Here is a 15,951-nt window from a genome sequence, read left to right on the forward strand (position 1 = left end):
GAGAACGACAGGACGGTGTACCCGTCGGCCTGGTCGAGCTGCTTGGAGTCGCGGATGAAGACCGCGCCCGGCTGCGGGCACGCCTCGACGCACTCGCTACTGGGGTTGCCGCTGTACGAGGACTTGAACCACTGGCCGTGCTCGCGTCCGTTGGTGGTGCTCATGCTGTCTAGACCTCTTTCTTCAGTCGTTGGAGGAACTTCGGGGTTTCGTGGGCCGGCAGTGCACCTCGAACGAGTTCTTCGAATCGGCGCGCGAACTGGTTCGCCTGCCGCTCCTTGGACGAGACCCGGGTGGTCCCGTCCACCGTCCCGCTGGCGACGATCGGCGTCGGGAGCTGCTTGGGGTCGAACCCGAGGATGTAGAAATCCCCGCCGGTCAGCCGGTACGTGTTGGCAGCCTTGGGAATGATCTGCACGGTCACGTTCGGATGCTTGGTCATCAGCTCGATGATGTAGTCGAACTGGTCGCGCAGGGTTTTGCTGCTGCCGACCATGTTGGTCAGCGCCGACTCGTCCATCACGCAGTTCAGCTTCATGCCCTGTTCGGTGATGCGCTTCTGCCGGGTCATGCGGATCTCGACGGCGTTCTCCACGAACGCGTCGGTGGTGTCGTTGGCGAACTTCGCCTTGCTGATCAGGGCGTGTGCGTACTCCTTGGTCTGGATGAGGCCGTTCACGACACCGGGGCACCAGGCATCCACCGTCTTGGCGCCCGACTCCATGGCCAGGAAGAGGTTCATACCCGAGGGCATCGTGGAGAGGCCGGTGCTCCACCAGTCGTCACCCTTGGACTGCCGGTGCATGTCCATGAGCCATGCCTGGCCCTCTTCGTCCACACCGTAGGCGTCGGTGAGCCTCGCGAGGTGTTCTATGCGGCGGAAGCCGGTCTTGCCCTGCTCCACGCTGCTGATCGTGGTCGGGGAGCAGCCCGCGTGCCTGGCCGCTGCCTCGCCCGTCAGACCGGCTTGATCGCGTAGCCGGGCGAGCTCTGCGCCCAGCACGATCCGAAGGAACGTGGACCCCACGTTCGCCGCCATGCCGATACCTCCCTCTCGGTTGTCCTGCCCTGGGCGCCGGCCTGTCTGGTGGATACCCCGGTTCGTGTCGAGACTCCCCCGGTTCGCCTCGAAGAGCCGCCGGTGCGAGCCGCAGATTCGACGGTTCACCTTCAACAGGCTTCGGTGCACGGCAAGTTGCCGTTGGTTCGCATCCTTGCATATACCAATTCCGGCCCGGCACACAATCAAATCCGGATTTGGATTGCGCCCCGAATCGGCTCGGTACGAGGGTAGTTGTGTCGCCGGTTGCCAGTCCACGGCAGCGGCCACACCCCCCCCTGGGGGAGCAGGGTCGAGGCCGCGCATCCGCAGCGTCTGCCCTGCTCCCCACCCCCCTCGTCGTGGAAGGGACCGCTGTGGACTGGATGGATCGCGACAACGAGCTGTACGGCCTCTTCGGTTCCGCGCCTCCGGCGCCGCGGAGACCGGGGGCCCGGCTGCAGCAGATGCGGAAGGACTTCAACCAGCGGATCGGAGATGTCCGGCCGATGGGTGGAGCGATGGACCTGACCGGTCCGGCCCGAAGACGCCTGCGGCTGATGGCGTACGCCCTGGTGGACCAGGAGAACCCGCCGTCGGTGCCGCTGGACATCGCGACCGCATTTGCCGAGGGCCTGGGCCATGCGGTGGTCCATCGCTCCTGGGACGTGACCGGTACGCCGGAGCCTCTGCTTCGGCCGGGTTACGAGGTAGTACGCCGCATGATCACGGGCGGAGATTGCCACGGCCTGGTGGTGGAGGGGCGGGCGCACATCAGCGACCGCGACGACCTGTACGAGAGGGAGCTGCGCTACTGGGGCGGGCTCGGCGTGATGGTGCTCCTGGCGAACCCGGAGCGTGACTGAGGTGGACGGCTTACGGGCCCTGAAGACGTGGATGGACAGGAGAGGATGGGGATGGAGGCAGTGGGCGCTTCAAGCGCTGATCGTGGCCGGGGCGCTGTTCCTGGTGGTACCGATGGTGGCGGCGCAGTCCGGGTGAACCTGCCGGTGCGGGAGAAGGGCGCGGCGCTGCCGGTGACACCCGCGCTCCCCAGCGTCGAGGGCCTGGACCTGTTCGCCTCGTCGGGGGTGCCGCGGAACTCGTGCGCGAGGCCGTCGTACCGGGTGGCGCGGTTCTTCGAGCCCGGACGGGGGTCGCGGTGAGCTTGACGACGGTGGCCGACTGGGAGCGCTGGAACGAGCGCGTGACGGGCCGGTGCGTCGGAGAGACGGAGATGGCGGAGTTCCGGCGGCGGGTGCCGTTGGCGCCGGGGGCCCGGGTGCTGGACATCGGCTGCGGGAACGGGTCCTGGACGCACGAGCTGGCCAGGCTCGGGATGAAGGTGACCGGCTACGACTGGGCGCCGCGGACGATCGATCGGGCGAAGGCGACGCCGACGCTGTACGAACGGCCGGCCTTCGCGGTGTGGAGCTCAGGGCACGACGTACCGGCGGACATCACACCCCGATCGGTGGACCTGATCACGTTCCGGGACTCGCTGGCGTCGATGGACTGGCGGGACCTGCTGCCGCGTCTGGGGCCGCTCCTCACCCCCGGGGGGCAGGTGTACGTGCTGACGGAGGTTTCCGTGCCGGGAGTGAACGTGCACCGGCCGTTCCCGGCCCTGTCGAACGACGAGCTGTTCGAGATGCGCCGGGGATGGGGGCACGCGGAGACGTGGCCCGCGGGTGTCCGGACGGGGATCGTGCTGTCCGGGTACGGCATGTGAAGGATCCCGCGTGCGTGCTGTGACTCCCGCGTCTGTGGCTTCGTGGTGGTTGCTCACGAACGCGGGTGTTCCCGGCGGCCGGCCGGTCCGCCGGGCGAGCCCGGTGCCCTGTCCCGCGCGCCCGAGTGCGGCGGGGCCTGCGGCTCCCGGGTGCCGTCTCGGTGCAGGACCGAGACGGCACCCGGTCGGACTTCCCCTGGACTTCCTCGACTTGGCCAGGGGACGCCGCCCTCCGTGGGAAACCACGGTCGGGCGGTATGAGGTGTGCGCCACAGGCGCCTGTGGCGCACACCTGCTCTCGGATTGATGGCGGTGTTGTGGACGGCGACGGAGGTCGGAAGATGACGACGCAGGAACAACAGGCGGGTCCTGGGCAGCGGCCTCGGGCGCTGATGCGGCCGGGCTACGACGAGCTGGCTTCGGTCATCCGCCACCACGGCCAGAAGCTGCTGGAACAGCTTCCCGACAAGGTTCGCGTGATGGTGTTCGTCCCCGACGGCTGGACGATGCCCGCCGCGCAGGACATCGCCCCCGCCGCCCTGGGTGGGCCGGAAGCCCGGTGGGACTACGAGGTCGCCCACGTGCGAGCCGGCGGATCCTTCGCGGACGCCTGCGGCGAGGCCAGGGAACTGGCCGTGAACTGCCTGCTGATTCCGTCGCTGGACTCGCTCGCCGAGAACATGGGCGTGGTCGCCGGCGCGGTGGCCGAGTTGACCCGGTCCTCCATCTGCCTCGGCATGATGCCGCCCGGCCTGGCCACCCCGACCACCTGACCCCTGGCCCCTCTGACCCGCCGCCCTGTCCCGAGGGCGGCGTAGAACGGGGTCCTCCCCCGAGGCACTCCCGGCCACCTCTCTCCGGCCGGCCAGGCCTGGGGGAAGGATCGGCGCCGCCCGCGTGCAACCCCCCGCACGCGCCCGCGGCGCCCCGGCCGCCCCTCCCCCTGGGGCGGCCGGCCCCCTTTCCTCCCTGTCTTCCTTCGATCGGAGTCCTGCCTTGACGCTCTTCGACCGCATGAAAGGCCGGTGGACGGGCGACCCCGAGGAACACATGGCGGCGATGGTCCGCGCCCTCGGCCCGAAGGACGCCGCGGACACCGCGCTCATGGCGGGCGAGCACCTGATACACCTCGTGCAGGCGCACCTGCGGAAGAACGAGCGTCAGTGGCTCGCGCCCCGCCGGATCGCCGTCGCCTGCGGGATCGCCCCGACCCACCTCGCGCAGACCGTGATGGCCCTGAACCTGCTCGTGGACCGGCGCCAGCTCTTCGAGGGGGTCTGCTCGCAGTTCTCGTACCGGTGGCCCCGTACCCTGCCCGTCCCCCACGGCTACCGGCCGCGCTGCGCACGCCCGGCCCCCGCGCCGCCCAAGGACCGTCGGCACCGGCAGGCCACGGCCCTCATGCCGGATGTCCTGCGGGCCTTCGCCCGTCAGCCCCCCGGCTACCAGCACTGCCTGACCACCCTCGCAGAAGCCGTGGACTGCCAGGACCTCAAGGTGCTGTGGCTGGCCGTGGAGACCCTGGTCGCCGACCGCTACCTGGAACCGCTGCCCTCCATCGACCCACGCGGCCCCCGCTTCATACGCCGCCCCTCCGCCGCCAGAAGCACCCTGGACCTCGCCGGATGATCACCACCACGCTCCGGAGCGTCCCCGGGGTCCTCGCCCGGACCGACCGCCGGCCCCGCACCGAGCACGTGGTCCTCGGACCGGAAGGTGTGCGCTTCCCCGGCGGCCGCCGCGCGGACCAGGTGGACGAGGACGGCATCCTGTGGCGCCCGTGGACCGGCCCCGACACCGGCCCGGTCCTGTGGAACCGCTTCGACGACGAACGGCAGCGCGAACTCCTGGATCGGCTGCTGTGCGCCCACTGCGGCCGAGAGCCGGACCGCACCGAGGCCGGGATGCTCTGGCTGCTGCCCGCCACCGAAGCCTTCACCTCGGGTCGGGACGCCCTCACCACCATCCCCCCGATATGCCGCCCCCACGCAGACCGCGCCCTCGCCCTCTGCCCCGAGCTGGGCCAGGGCCACACCGCCGTTCGGGTACGCCGATCGGACCGGTGGGGCGTCCGCGGCACCGTCCACCACCCCGACGGCACCCGCACCGACGAGGACGTGCCCTTCACCGACCCCATGCGCATACGCCGCACCGTCGCCCACCAGCTCATCCGCCGCCTCTGGGACTCGGTGCCCTCCGTCCCCGACCGCCCCCTGCACGAGGAAGTCCTGTGACCCAGACCGAAGCCGGTACCGCCGTCCGCCGCACCGCCATGAACTACGTCCTGGGCGCCTACCTGCGCAACGCCCGCACGAAAGCGGAGATGACCCTCCTGGACGTGAGCGAGCGGATCGACAAGGACGTGGCGACGGTGTCCCGCTGGGAGTGTGGGAAGACCCACCCCAAGCCCGCGGACGTGCACGCCTTTCTGACGGCCTGCCGGAAGCGCGGGCGCACCGTCCGGGACCGGCACGAATTCAAGGTCCTCACCGGGCCGTCGTATCGCGACGACCTGTTCATCGACGTGATGGGCGAAGCCTTCGAGATCAACGACCGGCTCACCGCGGTGGAGTCCAACGCCAAGAAGATCATCATTGTCAGCGACTCCCTCCTACCGCCGAACCTGCAAACCGCCGACTACTCCACCATCGCCCACGAGAACGGCGCCTGCCTGCCGCAACGGCCGCTCCCCAAGGCGCCCGTCGTCCTGTACATGGCGGAGAGCTTCCTCACCAACCGGTGGCCCGGCTACCCCGTCCTGGCAGAACAGCTTCGATACCTCGTGGAGCTGATCCACGCAGGCCGGCTCACCTTGCACCTCTACCCGGACGACACCATGCTCCCCCGCCCCACCACACAGGAGCTGCACATGGGTGAAGGGGATCGGCTCGTGGTCGAGGAGGTCCACGGTGCAAGCGTGGCCTACCGCCTGCCGCCCTACGCCCCGGCATTCGGCGCACGGTACCTCGTCAACGACTGCGCCGACAGCGCCGACCACTCCCTGTCACACCTCAAGTCCGTCGCCCAACGGTTCACGATCGTGGCCAAGGCAGAGGCGAGGACCTCCTGACCTCCTGGGCCCCGCCCCGTCGGCACCATCCCAGAGCACCCACACGGGGGACCCCGTGGGGAATCCACGCCCGCAGTCCCGGGCGACGTAGAAGGATGAGGAGCACCATGCGAAGAAGGTTCTTACGGCAGTTGCTGCCCACCACGGCGTTTGCCCTCGCCGCCCTGCTGGGCTCGGCGCAGAGCAACGTCGCGTACGCGGCCCTGGCCGACGATGCGGCGGCCACACCGGCCGCGTGTATCGCCGGTGAGGGGCCCGAGTCCCGATCCAGGAACAACGCGGTCGACTCGGGCGAGATCCGCTACACCGACGGCACCGTCTACGACGACGCCCGCAACCACGGCATGGCGACGTGGAACGCGGTCGGGCCGATCAAGTACCGGCCCGACACGGTCACCACGTCCAACGACCTGAAGATCATCGACGCCAACCTCGGGACCAGCGCGGACGCGCCCCTGGGGAACTACACCTGGGACGGCGGCTGGGCGGCCACCGACACCCTGCGCATGAACCGCCAGAAGCTCAACGCCTGGCCCTACACGCAGCGGGACTGGCGCCGCTACGTGTTCCTGCACGAGGGCGGCCATTCCCTCGGTCTCTGCCACAAGAGCGACCGTGTGGCGAGCCTGATGTGGAGGAGGTCCCCCACACAGATCACCTGGGTCCCCGACGTGGACAAGGCAAACTACAAGCGGCTCTGGGGCTGATGATCATGAAGAAGCGCAGCATCCTCACCGCCGCGACGGCCGCGGTGATCGTGGCCGGAAGCATGGGCGCGTACGCGGTCAGCCAGAGCGGCCCCGTGGTGACGGAGTACCTGTGCGGGCCGGACTTCTCCACCGACCCCGTCGCCGCGACCAACAGCCCCAACATGGCGCTGGTCACGGTCCTGGACCGCGGCTCGTACACGCCGGACCCCGACGGGCTGGCCATCGGCACCCAGACGTTCAGCGTCAGGATCGACCGGACCCTGACGGGAAGCGCCCTCCCCGCTCGGATGGAACTGGTCCAGGGCGCCGACGGGCCCGGCGGGCCGGTGAGCGTGCCCGCGAACCCCCGTCAGGCCACCTTCGTGCCCGGCCGGCAGTTCGTGGTCGGCATCCAGAGCGCCACCCCCGAATCCGGTGCCGCCCTGTTCTCCCTCCAGCGGCCCGAGGTGTCCACCGACGAAGACCTCGCCTCGTACTGGGCCAACGCCAAGGCGCAGAACGCCCAGCAGGGCGAGTGCGCGCCGGACACCGAAGAGACCACGGGCGGGGAAGAGTCCTGACCACCCTCACCCGTTCGGGCATCAGCCCCGCGTCCGGTCCATGACCGGCTCTGCCCGGCCCTCCGCATTTCGGGGGCCGGGCAGGTGCGTTCGGTGGGCGCGGCCCCGGCTACCGGGTCGGGCGTCCGATCTGGTGGACAGTCCAGCCGGCCGTACGCCAGCGGTCGGCGTCCAGGGTGGTGCGGCAGTCGACCATCACGGGCCGTACCGGGCGGGAGGCGAGGGCCGCGGGGTCGGCCTGGCGGTACTCGGGCCATTCGGTGGCCAGGACCACGGCGTCGGCGCCGGTCAGCGAGGCATGGAGGTCGTCGGTGTATTCCAGCTCGGGACTGCGGCGCATCGCGGTGGCGGTGGCCTGGGGGTCATGGACCGTCACGCGGGCCCCTGCCTTCCGCAATGCCTGCGCCAGGGCGAGGGCGGGGGACTCGCGGACGTCGTTCGTCCCCGGCTTGAAGGCCGCCCCCCACACCGTCAGGGTCGCGCCCTTGAGCGGCCGGCCCAGGGCGTCCGCCACCAGGGCCAAGGCGACGGGCACACGGGCCTCGTTGATCTCCTCGGCGGCGCGGAGCAGGCGGGCCGCCGCTTCGGCGCCGAGATCCCGGGCGGATGCGGTGAAGGCCCGTACGTCCTTGGGGAGGCAGCCGCCGCCGTAGCCGATGCCCGGGGACATGCTTCCGCGTCCGATCCGGGCGTCGATCCCGAGGATCTCCACAAGCTCGGTCACGTCGGCGCCCGCTGCCTGGCACATGTCGGCGACGGCGTTGACGAAGGAGATCTTCAGCCCGAGGAACGTGTTCGCGGCGCCCTTGGCGAGTTCCGCGGTCTCGGGCGAGGTCACGAACAGCGGCACCCCGTCGGCCAGCAGCGGGGCGTACACCTCCCGGACGGCCTTCTCAGCCGACGCGGTCGTCAGCCCGGCGACGAGCCGGTCCGGGCGCAGGCTGTCCTCGACGGCGTGCCCTTCGCGCAGGAATTCCGGGTTCCACACCACGTCGACGCGGTCGCCGGCGGGGGCCAGGCGTTGGGCGAGTTCGGTGAGTCGGCTGGTGGTGCCCGCGGTGACGGTGGATTTGCCGACGATGGTGCACGGGCCGGTCAGGTGGGGTGCGAGTTGCCGTACGGCGCCGAAGACCTGGCCGGTGTCGTAGGAGCGGCCGTCCGCGTCGATGGGGGTGCCGACTCCGAGGAAGTGGAGCTCGGCGAACTCGGCGGCCTCCTGGGCGCTGGTGGTGAAGCGCAGGCGGCCGCTTGCGGTGTGGCGGGCGAGGAGTTCGGGCAGGCCCTCCTCGAAGATGGGGCACTGGCCGGCGTTGAGGCTGTCTACCTTGGCCTGGTCGGTGTCGACGCCGATGACCTCATGGCCGATCTCAGCCATCGCGGCCGCGTGAGGGATGCCGAGGTGGCCGCAGCCGATCACGGATACGCGCATGCTCGTCCTTCGTTGGGATCGTGGGGCCGCGCCCGGATGGCGGGGGCGGCCCCACGACGCTATCGCCGCGGCCCCATCGTGCGGGCGCGGTTGACGGGGCTCAGAGGCAGATGCCCAGGAGATCGGCGAGTTCCACCAGGGCGGGGGCGGCTTCGCGGCGGACCACGATGTCACCCTCGCGGGCTCCCTCGACGGGGTACGGCTTGTAGCGGCCGTTGTCGGTGACGCCCTCGGTGTCGAGGTAGATCACCTTCAGGCCCTGTTTCCTGGCGCGCTCCTGTACGGCGCGTCGGTCGGCGTGGAGGCCGATGACGAGGACGGACCTGGCCTCGCCGGGGATCGGCCAGTGCGGGATGCGCTGGTCGTAGCGGCGCATGGGCGTCTCCGGCAGACCGGCACGGGCGAAGAGCCGGTCGAAGTTGTGGTTGGCGACGGTGCCGACCATGTGGCCGGCGGCGTGCATGGCCTTCAGGGCCCGGTGGGCGGCCGTGGGCCGTGCGGTGAACGCGGCCTTGAACATCGCCGTCATGTCGCCGATCTTGCGGTCGGTGTCGGTGAGGACCTCCTTGACGAGGATGTCGGCGGACGGGGAGAGGGTGAAGGCGTGGCTCTGGGTGAGTGCGTCGTCGGCTCGGGCGGTGACCCGGTAGACCTCGTGGAGGAAGTGCAGCGGCGGCACGCCCGCCTCGATGCTGGTTCCGCACCCGGCCTCCACCGCGAAGGGAAGGTGGTCCAGGAGGGCGGAGAGGTCATCGGCGTAGTCGGGGTTGCCCCGCTCCTCCTTCACCCGCATCCCGCCCGCCAGCACGTCCCAGGGCAGGTTCCGCACGGGACGTGCGATCCGGTAGTCCTCGGAGGTGACCACCACGTCCAGCGACCGGAACCCGGTCGGGGTGTCCCGGCCCGCGCGGGCGTCCTGCGGGTGTTCGTCGTGCTCCGTGACGCACACCCGCAGGTCCCCGCGCCGCCAGGAGCCCTCCGTGACCGGACGCCACCGGCCGGTCTCCAGCCAGCCGTCCAGGCTCTCGCGGTAGGCGGCGATCTCCTCCACAGGGGCCAGCAGGGACACGAACAGGTACAGCTCGTCCAGGGTGATGCGGGCGACGGGCTGGGTGCGGTCCAGCCCGTAGTGCAGCGAGTAGTGCACGATCCGGCGGCGGCCGGACTCGTCCTCGCTCCATCCGGACTGCGCACGGTTGCGGGGGTCCTGGGTGCGGCGCCAGATGCCGTGTTCGACGGAGGGCCGGAGCCCGTCGCGCTCACCCTGGAAGTGCTGCTCCCACAGGTCGACCTGATCGCCGGTCAGCGAGTCGATGACGGGGAAGGGCAACAACATGGAAGTCCTCCTCAACGGGGTGGGATCCGCCCGCCATTCCTTTTCGGGACCGGGCCGGTCCCCGGGGCGGAGTGCGACCAGTCAACGGCGCGCCGAAGGCCCGCGGTACGTCCGGCGAAGGGCCTGCACAGGGTGTGCGGCAGTCGGCACAATCTGTGCATGGACACGCAGTGGTACGTGATCCTGCGCCGGGCGCGGGTACTCAAGGGGTGGAGCCAGGCACGGGTCGGAGCCGCCATCGGCTACTCCGCCTCCTGGGTGTCGCGAATGGAGAGCGGGAGGATCCTCGCGGACCCGGCCACGGTGAACCGCATCTGTGATCTGCTGGGGGTGCCTACCCAAGACCTGGACGAAGGGGCGGATGTGCGACGACGCGAAGCGCTGGGACTCGGACTCGGACTGGGGGCCGCTCTCGCCCTCCCCGCCACACCCGCGGCCGCCACCACCCCCGGGCCCGAAGCGGCCGTGGAACGAGCCCTCTTCGCCCTCCCCGACTCCCCTCCGCTCCCCCGCACCACCCTGGCCGAAGCGCTGACACGGGCACGCGCCCACTTCCACGCAGCCGACTACGCCCGCCTCGCACACCACCTACCGGGCCTGATCGCCGGCGCCCAGGCATCCCGCGCCCACGACATCGCCGCCCGCGCCCACGTCCTCCTCGCGCAACTCGCCCTGAAGGGGTACGAGGGCTACGCGTGGGTCGCCGCAGACCGGGCCCGCGCCCGCGCGGAGCAGAGCGGCAACCCCGTCGTCATGGCCGAAGCCGACCACGCCATGGCCATCACCATGCGCCGCTACGGCAGGTACGAAGCCTCCCTCACCCATCTGCGCACCGCGGCCGGACGCCTGGGAGACCAGGCCGACCAGCTCGCGATGCGCGGCTCCCTGCTCCTCACCGCCGCCTACACGGCCGCACAGACCCGCTCCAAAGGCCAGGCCCTCGCCCTCATGGAGGAGGCGGAGGAACTCGCCGCCCGCCCCACCCTCGACGCCCAGCGCCTCTACATCCCCGGCGTCTTCGGACCCGCCCAGGCGTCGGGATTCCGCATCTCCGTCCACCACGCTCTCGGCGAAGACGAACAAGCCCTCACCCACGCCCGCGGAATCGACCTGCGCACCCTGCCGAACGCGGAACGCCGCGCCCGCGTCTGCATGGACCTCACACGGGTTCTCCTCGACCTCGACGAACCCGTCCGCGCCTTCCGGGCCCTGCGCACCCTCGAACGCCACGCCCCCCAGGAAGCCCGCCGCCCCAAGGTCCGCTCCCTCACGAACGAGCTGCTGACTGCGAACGGAGAGGTTCCGGGCCTACGGGTGTTCGCCGAACGCATCGGCCTGACAGCCTGAGAGAACAGGTCCGCGCCGTCCCCCGCCTGTCCATCCACCCCACCGGCGACCTCCCCGCAGGACACGTGATCACCAAGGCGGACAACCACATCGTCCTCTCCTGCTGACCCACCGGCCGCGCATCTGCCCTGCCCGGCAGCCAAGGCCCCGGGCGGGCCCCGGCGGTCGCTTCCTGGGCCCGCAGGTATCTGTGCGTACGGGCTCTCCACCGCCACACAGCGCGGTACGGTGAAGGCCACGCCGGATCGGCTGTGCTCCGCCTACGCGGGGCTGCACCGTGGCGTGCTGCGATGCAGGGCCCCCTGCATCACGTGCTCCGCCCACGCGGTGCTGAGGGCCCCTCTTCGGAGGGGCCTCGGCCGTTCACGGCCCGGTCCTGACGCACACGGTCAGGCCGTCCGGCGCCGGGCCTTCTTCTTCCTGCCGCCATCGGTGCTCTCGCCCCGGGCCGCCTGTGCGTCACGGACGGACGCTTCCAGTGCGGCCATCAGGTCCACCACCTGGCCCGGCGCGGGCTCCTCCGCGGCCGGGGCCCGCTCCCCGGTCTCCTTCGCGGCGAGCATCGCCTCCACGGCCTCGCGGTAGGTGTCGCGGAACTCGTCCATCGGGCGTCCGGACATCGCGGCCGCCAGGTCCACGGCCGCCTGCACCTCCGACTCCTCCACCACCACCGCGGGCACCGGCACCCCCGAGGCCGGGCGCAGCTCGTCCGGCCAGCGCATCGCGTGGAAGACCATCACGTCCCCGAGGGTGCGGAGCAGCCCCAGCCGCTCCCGGCCGCGGAATGCCACCTTGGCGACGGCGACCTGTCCGGCGCGATCCAGAGCCATACGGAGGAGGGTGTAGGGCTTGGCGGCCGCGGGCCCGTGCGCGGTGACGTAGTAGGAGGCCGCCAGCGCCATGGGGTCGATCGACGCCACCGGAACGAACCCCAGCAACTCGATCGTCTTCGCCGTGGGCAGCGGCAGGTCGTCCAGATCTGTGTCCGTGACGGGGACCAGAGTGCCGGTGGCGGTCTCGTAGGCACGGCCGATCTGGGGCTCGTCCAGGACCTCGCCGTCCAGGTCGCACACCTTGCGGTTGCGGACCCGGCCGCCATCCGTGGTGTGGATCTGCCGGAACGCGACGGACCGGTCCTCGGTGGCCGCCACGAGCTGGATCGGGATGCTGACCAGCCCAAAACTGATCGCGCCGCCCCACAAGGGCCGCATTTCGACCTCCGTACGCCTTGCCCCTCTCCAGCGTCCCACGTGCTGGTCGCATCGGCCCCGGGGAGGGCCGGGCCCACCCTGAGGCAATCAGCGTCCCCGCTCCGTGACGGAATGCTGTCGGAGGGTGTAACACCTGAGGCCGTCACTCCGTCAATACAGGCGGCCGGGTGATGGACAGCGGCCACGTCGACCGTCTCGCCGCTGGAGGATGCCTGTGCCGACCCCCGTAGTCAGCGAAGACCAGCTCTTCTTCGAAGCCTTCTCGGACCTCTTCAAGCGCCCCTCCGACACCACCCCACCATCGGCGGATCAAGAGCCTGAGCAGTCGCTTGCGCACGTCTGGATCATCGCTGCCGAGATCAAGGTCGAGGAGCGAACCGCGAAACTGGCCGAGGTCCGCGGCTCGATCACCACGGTGGCGGGTATGCGGGTCGACGCACTGGAGGTCTACTGCCGCAACTGCCGCCGCCCCTTCGAGGACATCGTGGGGACCGACTGCGCAGCGCAGATCGACAACCGGCACCTCATCGGCGGCGACCAGTCTGTGCGCGCGAAGCGCAAGATCCCCCCGCTGTCTGCGACCGCACGACTCATCCCCGGCGGCCGGATCCAGCGCCGAGGCATCAGCGCATACGTGACCGGCGTGTCCCGGCCCGTCCGATGACCCGCTCCGCAGCCCCGCCGGGCGGGCCGAGACGCTACCTCGCCGAGTCCGTACGGTCCGCCGCGTGAACCTCCCAACGCTGCCTCCGTACCTCGGCCACCAGCCGCCCCGACGTCGCATCGTCCGCGACATCGCCGGACTCCTACTGGTCAGCACCGGAACCGTCGGCCTGCTCGGGGCCCTCTACGTCACCGTGCCTCTGGCCGCGCTCGCCCTGGCCGGGGTCATCCTCACCGTTGGTGGGATCGGTGTTCTTTCCATCAGGCCACCGCTGCATCCGGCCATCCGGCTGATCGGCGGATTCGGTGCCCTGGCCGTCGGGAGCTGGATCTTCGTCGGCATCGCGGTGTACCTCACGCCCTGGACGCTGCTGTTCGGCCTGCTGCTCGCCCTCGGGGTCTTCCTGAGCGGTGAGGAGGCCTGAAGTGGCCCGGCGGCGATGGCTCCCCGCTCTCCGTTCCCTGGGCCGGCCCTCGCGGCAGGCGCCCGAGTCGAAAGCCGTCACGTGGAGCGGGGGCTACACCTCGACCAGCTACGCGGGCACCTCCAACATCTGGTCAACGGAGGGCCGCGCGGACGGCTGGGATGTCGGCCGCGTCGTATCGGAGGGCTATGAGCGGGTCGTCTGGGTGTACAAGGCGATCGACACCATGGGCAAGCACGCCGCACGCCTACCCCTGGAGATCGGTGTCGGGCTGACCGAGGACGGTGAGTTCGAGGAGCTCATCGAGGACCACCCGCTGCTGCGCGTGCTCAACGGCCGCGCCAACCCGGTCGAGACCGGTGCCCAGTTCCGCAAGCGCCTGAGTGCCCAGATCCTGCTTTCGAAGAGGGGTGCTTTCGTGGAGATCACCAGGTCGAACCGGGGCACCATCACCCGGCTCGACCTGCTGCCGCCCGACCGCGTCGTACCGGTCCCGGACCCGCGGGGCGAGTACATCGCTCACTACGAGTTCACCACCCTGCACGGGGAGGTGCGCGAGCTCGAACCCGAGCGGGTCCGCTGGATCCGCGACCCCCATCCCACCGACCCGTTCTCCGGCGTCACCCCGCTGGAAGCGGCCGGAATCAGCATCGAGCTGGACCACCTGTCCCGCCTGTACAACGTCGCCTTCATCAAGAACGACAGCAGGCCGGGCGGGATCGTGGCCGTAGACACCTCCTCGTTGAGCGAGCGGGAGATGGACCGGCTGGAGTCCCGATTCCTGCCGGGTTCGGAGTACGCCGGGCACGTGTCCGTCGTCGGCTCCGGCCCCGGCGGCATGAACTACGTCGACCTGGCCGCCCGCCCTCGCGAGATGGCCTACGAGGCCGCATCGCAGAACGCGAAGGTCGAGATTCTGGGGGCCTTCGGGGTACCGGAGTCGGTCACCGGCAACGCGTCGGGGCGCACCTTCGACAACGCGGAGCAGGAAGAGTACGGCTTCTGGATCCACACCGAACTGCCGCACCTGGAACTGATCTCCAACGCCTTCGCGTCGGACCTCGGCGGCGTGGACCGGGCGATCCGGTTCGACACCAGCACGGTGGAGGCGCTCGAACTGCCGCGCAGAATGCGCCGCGCCGAAGCCCGCGAGGAGTGGACCGCGGGCCTGATCACGCTGGACGAGTACAGGCGCCGCGCAGGCCTTCCCGCCTTCGACAATCCCCACACCCGGGCCCTGTGGATCTCCCCACAGAAGGCCCCGGTGCCCGCGCGACCGGAGGATGCCGCCGCGCTGGGTATCGCCGGGCCCGACGGGGCCTCCAACGTGCCGCCGGGGCAGACGCCCACCGGCCCCAACGCCGCCGCACCCTCTGCGTCCGATGCCGATGGCGACGCAGCAGCAGCAGTTGCACAGGCCCGCGCCGATATCGGCCCGCCCCCCGAAGCTGGGATCGCCGCGGCCGCCGTCGAAGCAGCCCAGACACAGGCAGGCGCCGCCCCCGCAGCGGCGGCCGCGGCAGTCGACGCCGCCCGTCAGGGCGAGGACCGCGGCCCCGGGGAGGCGGCGGCCGCCGTTGCCCAGGCGCTCCGCGTCGAGGTGAAAGCCCTCCCCGATTCAGCGCCCACCTATGAGGTCACCGATCGTGATTTCGACCGGGCCCGGTCGGCGGTGACCGCTGCGCTGTTGCCGCTGTTCGAGCGTCAGGAGGGCGTCATCACGGCCCGCCTGCGGTCGCCCAAGCAGCGCAAGCACACCCGTTTCTGGGCCGCGGACGGTCCGTCCGACACCCGGGGCGGGGCCGAGCCTCTCGATGTGGCCCGGATCGGGGGCACCGGCCGGTGGTTGGTCGAGATGGCCGAAGCGCTCGTCCCCGTACTGACCGGCATCGCCCAGGAGACCGCCATCGCCACCGCCTCGGCGCTCGGCGCCCCGCTCCCGCCTCGCTCGGCGCCCGGGGCGGCCCTCGCCTTGGTCCTCGACGCGATCACGGCCGCCCAGGAGAGTGCGCGCGGCCTGCTGGACAGCCTCACCCGCCTTCTTGCCCAAGCCGAGCCGGTCGCCGACTCCGTTGAGGACCTGGTGGCCGTCGTTGGCGCGGTGTTCACCGACCTGGGGGCGCGCACCGCGGCCCAGATGGCGGAGGCCGCGGCGGTGGCCATGGTGAACGGGGCGGCCGAAGCCACCGCCACCGCAGTCGGTCCGGACGTGGTGCGGATGTGGATCACGCGACGGGACGACCGGGTGCGGGCCGCGCACGCGGCCACGGACGGGACGACGCTGCCGGTCGGGGCGCCGTTCACCATGGACGGCTTCCCTCTGCGGTTCCCCGGCGACCAGCTGGCCCCCCTGCACCTGACCGCGAACTGCCGCTGCCGTCTGCGCTACCGCACCGCAGGCGTGTGACCGGCGCAAATCTGTGCCCGCG

The 15,951-nt window shown here is 70.9% G+C and carries 17 protein-coding genes; 12 read left to right on the forward strand and 5 right to left on the reverse strand.

Annotation, left to right across the window (positions count from 1 at the left end; all coding sequences use genetic code 11):
• Both ABTZ17_RS06845 and ABTZ17_RS06850 read right to left on the reverse strand, forming a co-directional pair.
• Nucleotides 1-164: DUF397 domain-containing protein (locus ABTZ17_RS06845; RefSeq protein WP_352194516.1), on the reverse strand; the 164-nt coding region annotated here is incomplete at its 3' end.
• A 5-nt stretch (nt 165-169) separates the two neighbouring features.
• The gene (locus ABTZ17_RS06850; RefSeq protein WP_352194447.1) at nt 170-1,039 is read right to left on the reverse strand and encodes a helix-turn-helix domain-containing protein; all 870 of its coding nucleotides are present in this window, start codon (nt 1,037-1,039) and stop codon (nt 170-172) included.
• A 377-nt stretch (nt 1,040-1,416) separates the two neighbouring features.
• On the opposite strand from ABTZ17_RS06850, the gene ABTZ17_RS06855 reads away from it, so the two are divergent.
• The 8 genes from ABTZ17_RS06855 (at nt 1,417) to ABTZ17_RS06890 (ending at nt 7,111) form a co-directional block, all read left to right on the forward strand.
• The gene (locus ABTZ17_RS06855; RefSeq protein WP_352194448.1) at nt 1,417-1,905 is read left to right on the forward strand and encodes a hypothetical protein; all 489 of its coding nucleotides are present in this window, start codon (nt 1,417-1,419) and stop codon (nt 1,903-1,905) included.
• 296 nt (nt 1,906-2,201) lie between these two features.
• Nucleotides 2,202-2,771, forward strand: a complete 570-nt coding sequence (locus ABTZ17_RS06860; RefSeq protein WP_352194449.1) for a class I SAM-dependent methyltransferase — start codon at nt 2,202-2,204, stop codon at nt 2,769-2,771.
• A gap of 341 nt (nt 2,772-3,112) precedes the next feature.
• Entirely contained in the window at nt 3,113-3,544 is a 432-nt protein-coding gene (locus ABTZ17_RS06865) for a hypothetical protein (RefSeq protein WP_352194450.1), read from the forward strand.
• Between the two features lie 223 nt (nt 3,545-3,767).
• Entirely contained in the window at nt 3,768-4,400 is a 633-nt protein-coding gene (locus tag ABTZ17_RS06870; RefSeq protein ID WP_352194451.1) for a hypothetical protein, read from the forward strand.
• The gene (locus tag ABTZ17_RS06875; RefSeq protein ID WP_352194452.1) at nt 4,397-5,005 is read left to right on the forward strand and encodes a hypothetical protein; all 609 of its coding nucleotides are present in this window, start codon (nt 4,397-4,399) and stop codon (nt 5,003-5,005) included. The genes ABTZ17_RS06870 and ABTZ17_RS06875 overlap by 4 nt, the downstream gene beginning before the upstream one ends.
• Nucleotides 5,002-5,841 (forward strand): Scr1 family TA system antitoxin-like transcriptional regulator, encoded by an 840-nt coding sequence (locus ABTZ17_RS06880; protein WP_352194453.1) that lies wholly within the window; start codon nt 5,002-5,004, stop codon nt 5,839-5,841. Before ABTZ17_RS06875 ends, ABTZ17_RS06880 begins: the two co-directional genes overlap by 4 nt.
• Before the next feature lie 107 nt (nt 5,842-5,948).
• Entirely contained in the window at nt 5,949-6,548 is a 600-nt protein-coding gene (locus tag ABTZ17_RS06885; protein WP_352194454.1) for a zinc metalloprotease, read from the forward strand.
• A 5-nt stretch (nt 6,549-6,553) separates the two neighbouring features.
• The gene (locus ABTZ17_RS06890) at nt 6,554-7,111 is read left to right on the forward strand and encodes a hypothetical protein (RefSeq protein ID WP_352194455.1); all 558 of its coding nucleotides are present in this window, start codon (nt 6,554-6,556) and stop codon (nt 7,109-7,111) included.
• Nucleotides 7,112-7,220: 109 nt separating this feature from the next.
• Here the strand turns inward: ABTZ17_RS06890 and ABTZ17_RS06895 are convergent, their stop codons facing one another.
• Both ABTZ17_RS06895 and ABTZ17_RS06900 read right to left on the reverse strand, forming a co-directional pair.
• Complete coding sequence (locus ABTZ17_RS06895) at nt 7,221-8,540, reverse strand: UDP-glucose dehydrogenase family protein (RefSeq protein WP_352194456.1); 1,320 nt, start codon at nt 8,538-8,540, stop codon at nt 7,221-7,223.
• A gap of 100 nt (nt 8,541-8,640) precedes the next feature.
• Nucleotides 8,641-9,876, reverse strand: coding sequence for a hypothetical protein (locus ABTZ17_RS06900; RefSeq protein ID WP_352194457.1), 1,236 nt, complete (start codon nt 9,874-9,876; stop codon nt 8,641-8,643).
• Nucleotides 9,877-10,035: 159 nt separating this feature from the next.
• On the opposite strand from ABTZ17_RS06900, the gene ABTZ17_RS06905 reads away from it, so the two are divergent.
• Nucleotides 10,036-11,223: a helix-turn-helix domain-containing protein gene (locus ABTZ17_RS06905; protein ID WP_352194458.1), complete on the forward strand. Its 1,188-nt coding sequence runs from the start codon at nt 10,036-10,038 to the stop codon at nt 11,221-11,223.
• 389 nt (nt 11,224-11,612) lie between these two features.
• On the opposite strand, the gene ku is transcribed toward ABTZ17_RS06905, so the two are convergent.
• Nucleotides 11,613-12,434, reverse strand: coding sequence for a non-homologous end joining protein Ku (ku, locus tag ABTZ17_RS06910; RefSeq protein ID WP_352194459.1), 822 nt, complete (start codon nt 12,432-12,434; stop codon nt 11,613-11,615).
• Between the two features lie 208 nt (nt 12,435-12,642).
• Between ku and ABTZ17_RS06915 the strand changes: the two genes are divergently transcribed.
• From ABTZ17_RS06915 to ABTZ17_RS06925, 3 genes are all read left to right on the forward strand, one after another.
• Nucleotides 12,643-13,098, forward strand: a complete 456-nt coding sequence (locus ABTZ17_RS06915) for a hypothetical protein (protein ID WP_502994611.1) — start codon at nt 12,643-12,645, stop codon at nt 13,096-13,098.
• A gap of 64 nt (nt 13,099-13,162) precedes the next feature.
• Nucleotides 13,163-13,522 (forward strand): hypothetical protein, encoded by a 360-nt coding sequence (locus tag ABTZ17_RS06920; protein ID WP_352194461.1) that lies wholly within the window; start codon nt 13,163-13,165, stop codon nt 13,520-13,522.
• 1 nt (nt 13,523) lies between these two features.
• Nucleotides 13,524-15,929, forward strand: coding sequence for a phage portal protein (locus tag ABTZ17_RS06925; RefSeq protein ID WP_352194462.1), 2,406 nt, complete (start codon nt 13,524-13,526; stop codon nt 15,927-15,929).
• Nucleotides 15,930-15,951 lie beyond the last annotated feature (22 nt).

The sequence above is a fragment of the Streptomyces sp. NPDC097619 genome, assembly GCF_040302735.1.
Taxonomy (GTDB): domain Bacteria; phylum Actinomycetota; class Actinomycetes; order Streptomycetales; family Streptomycetaceae; genus Streptomyces.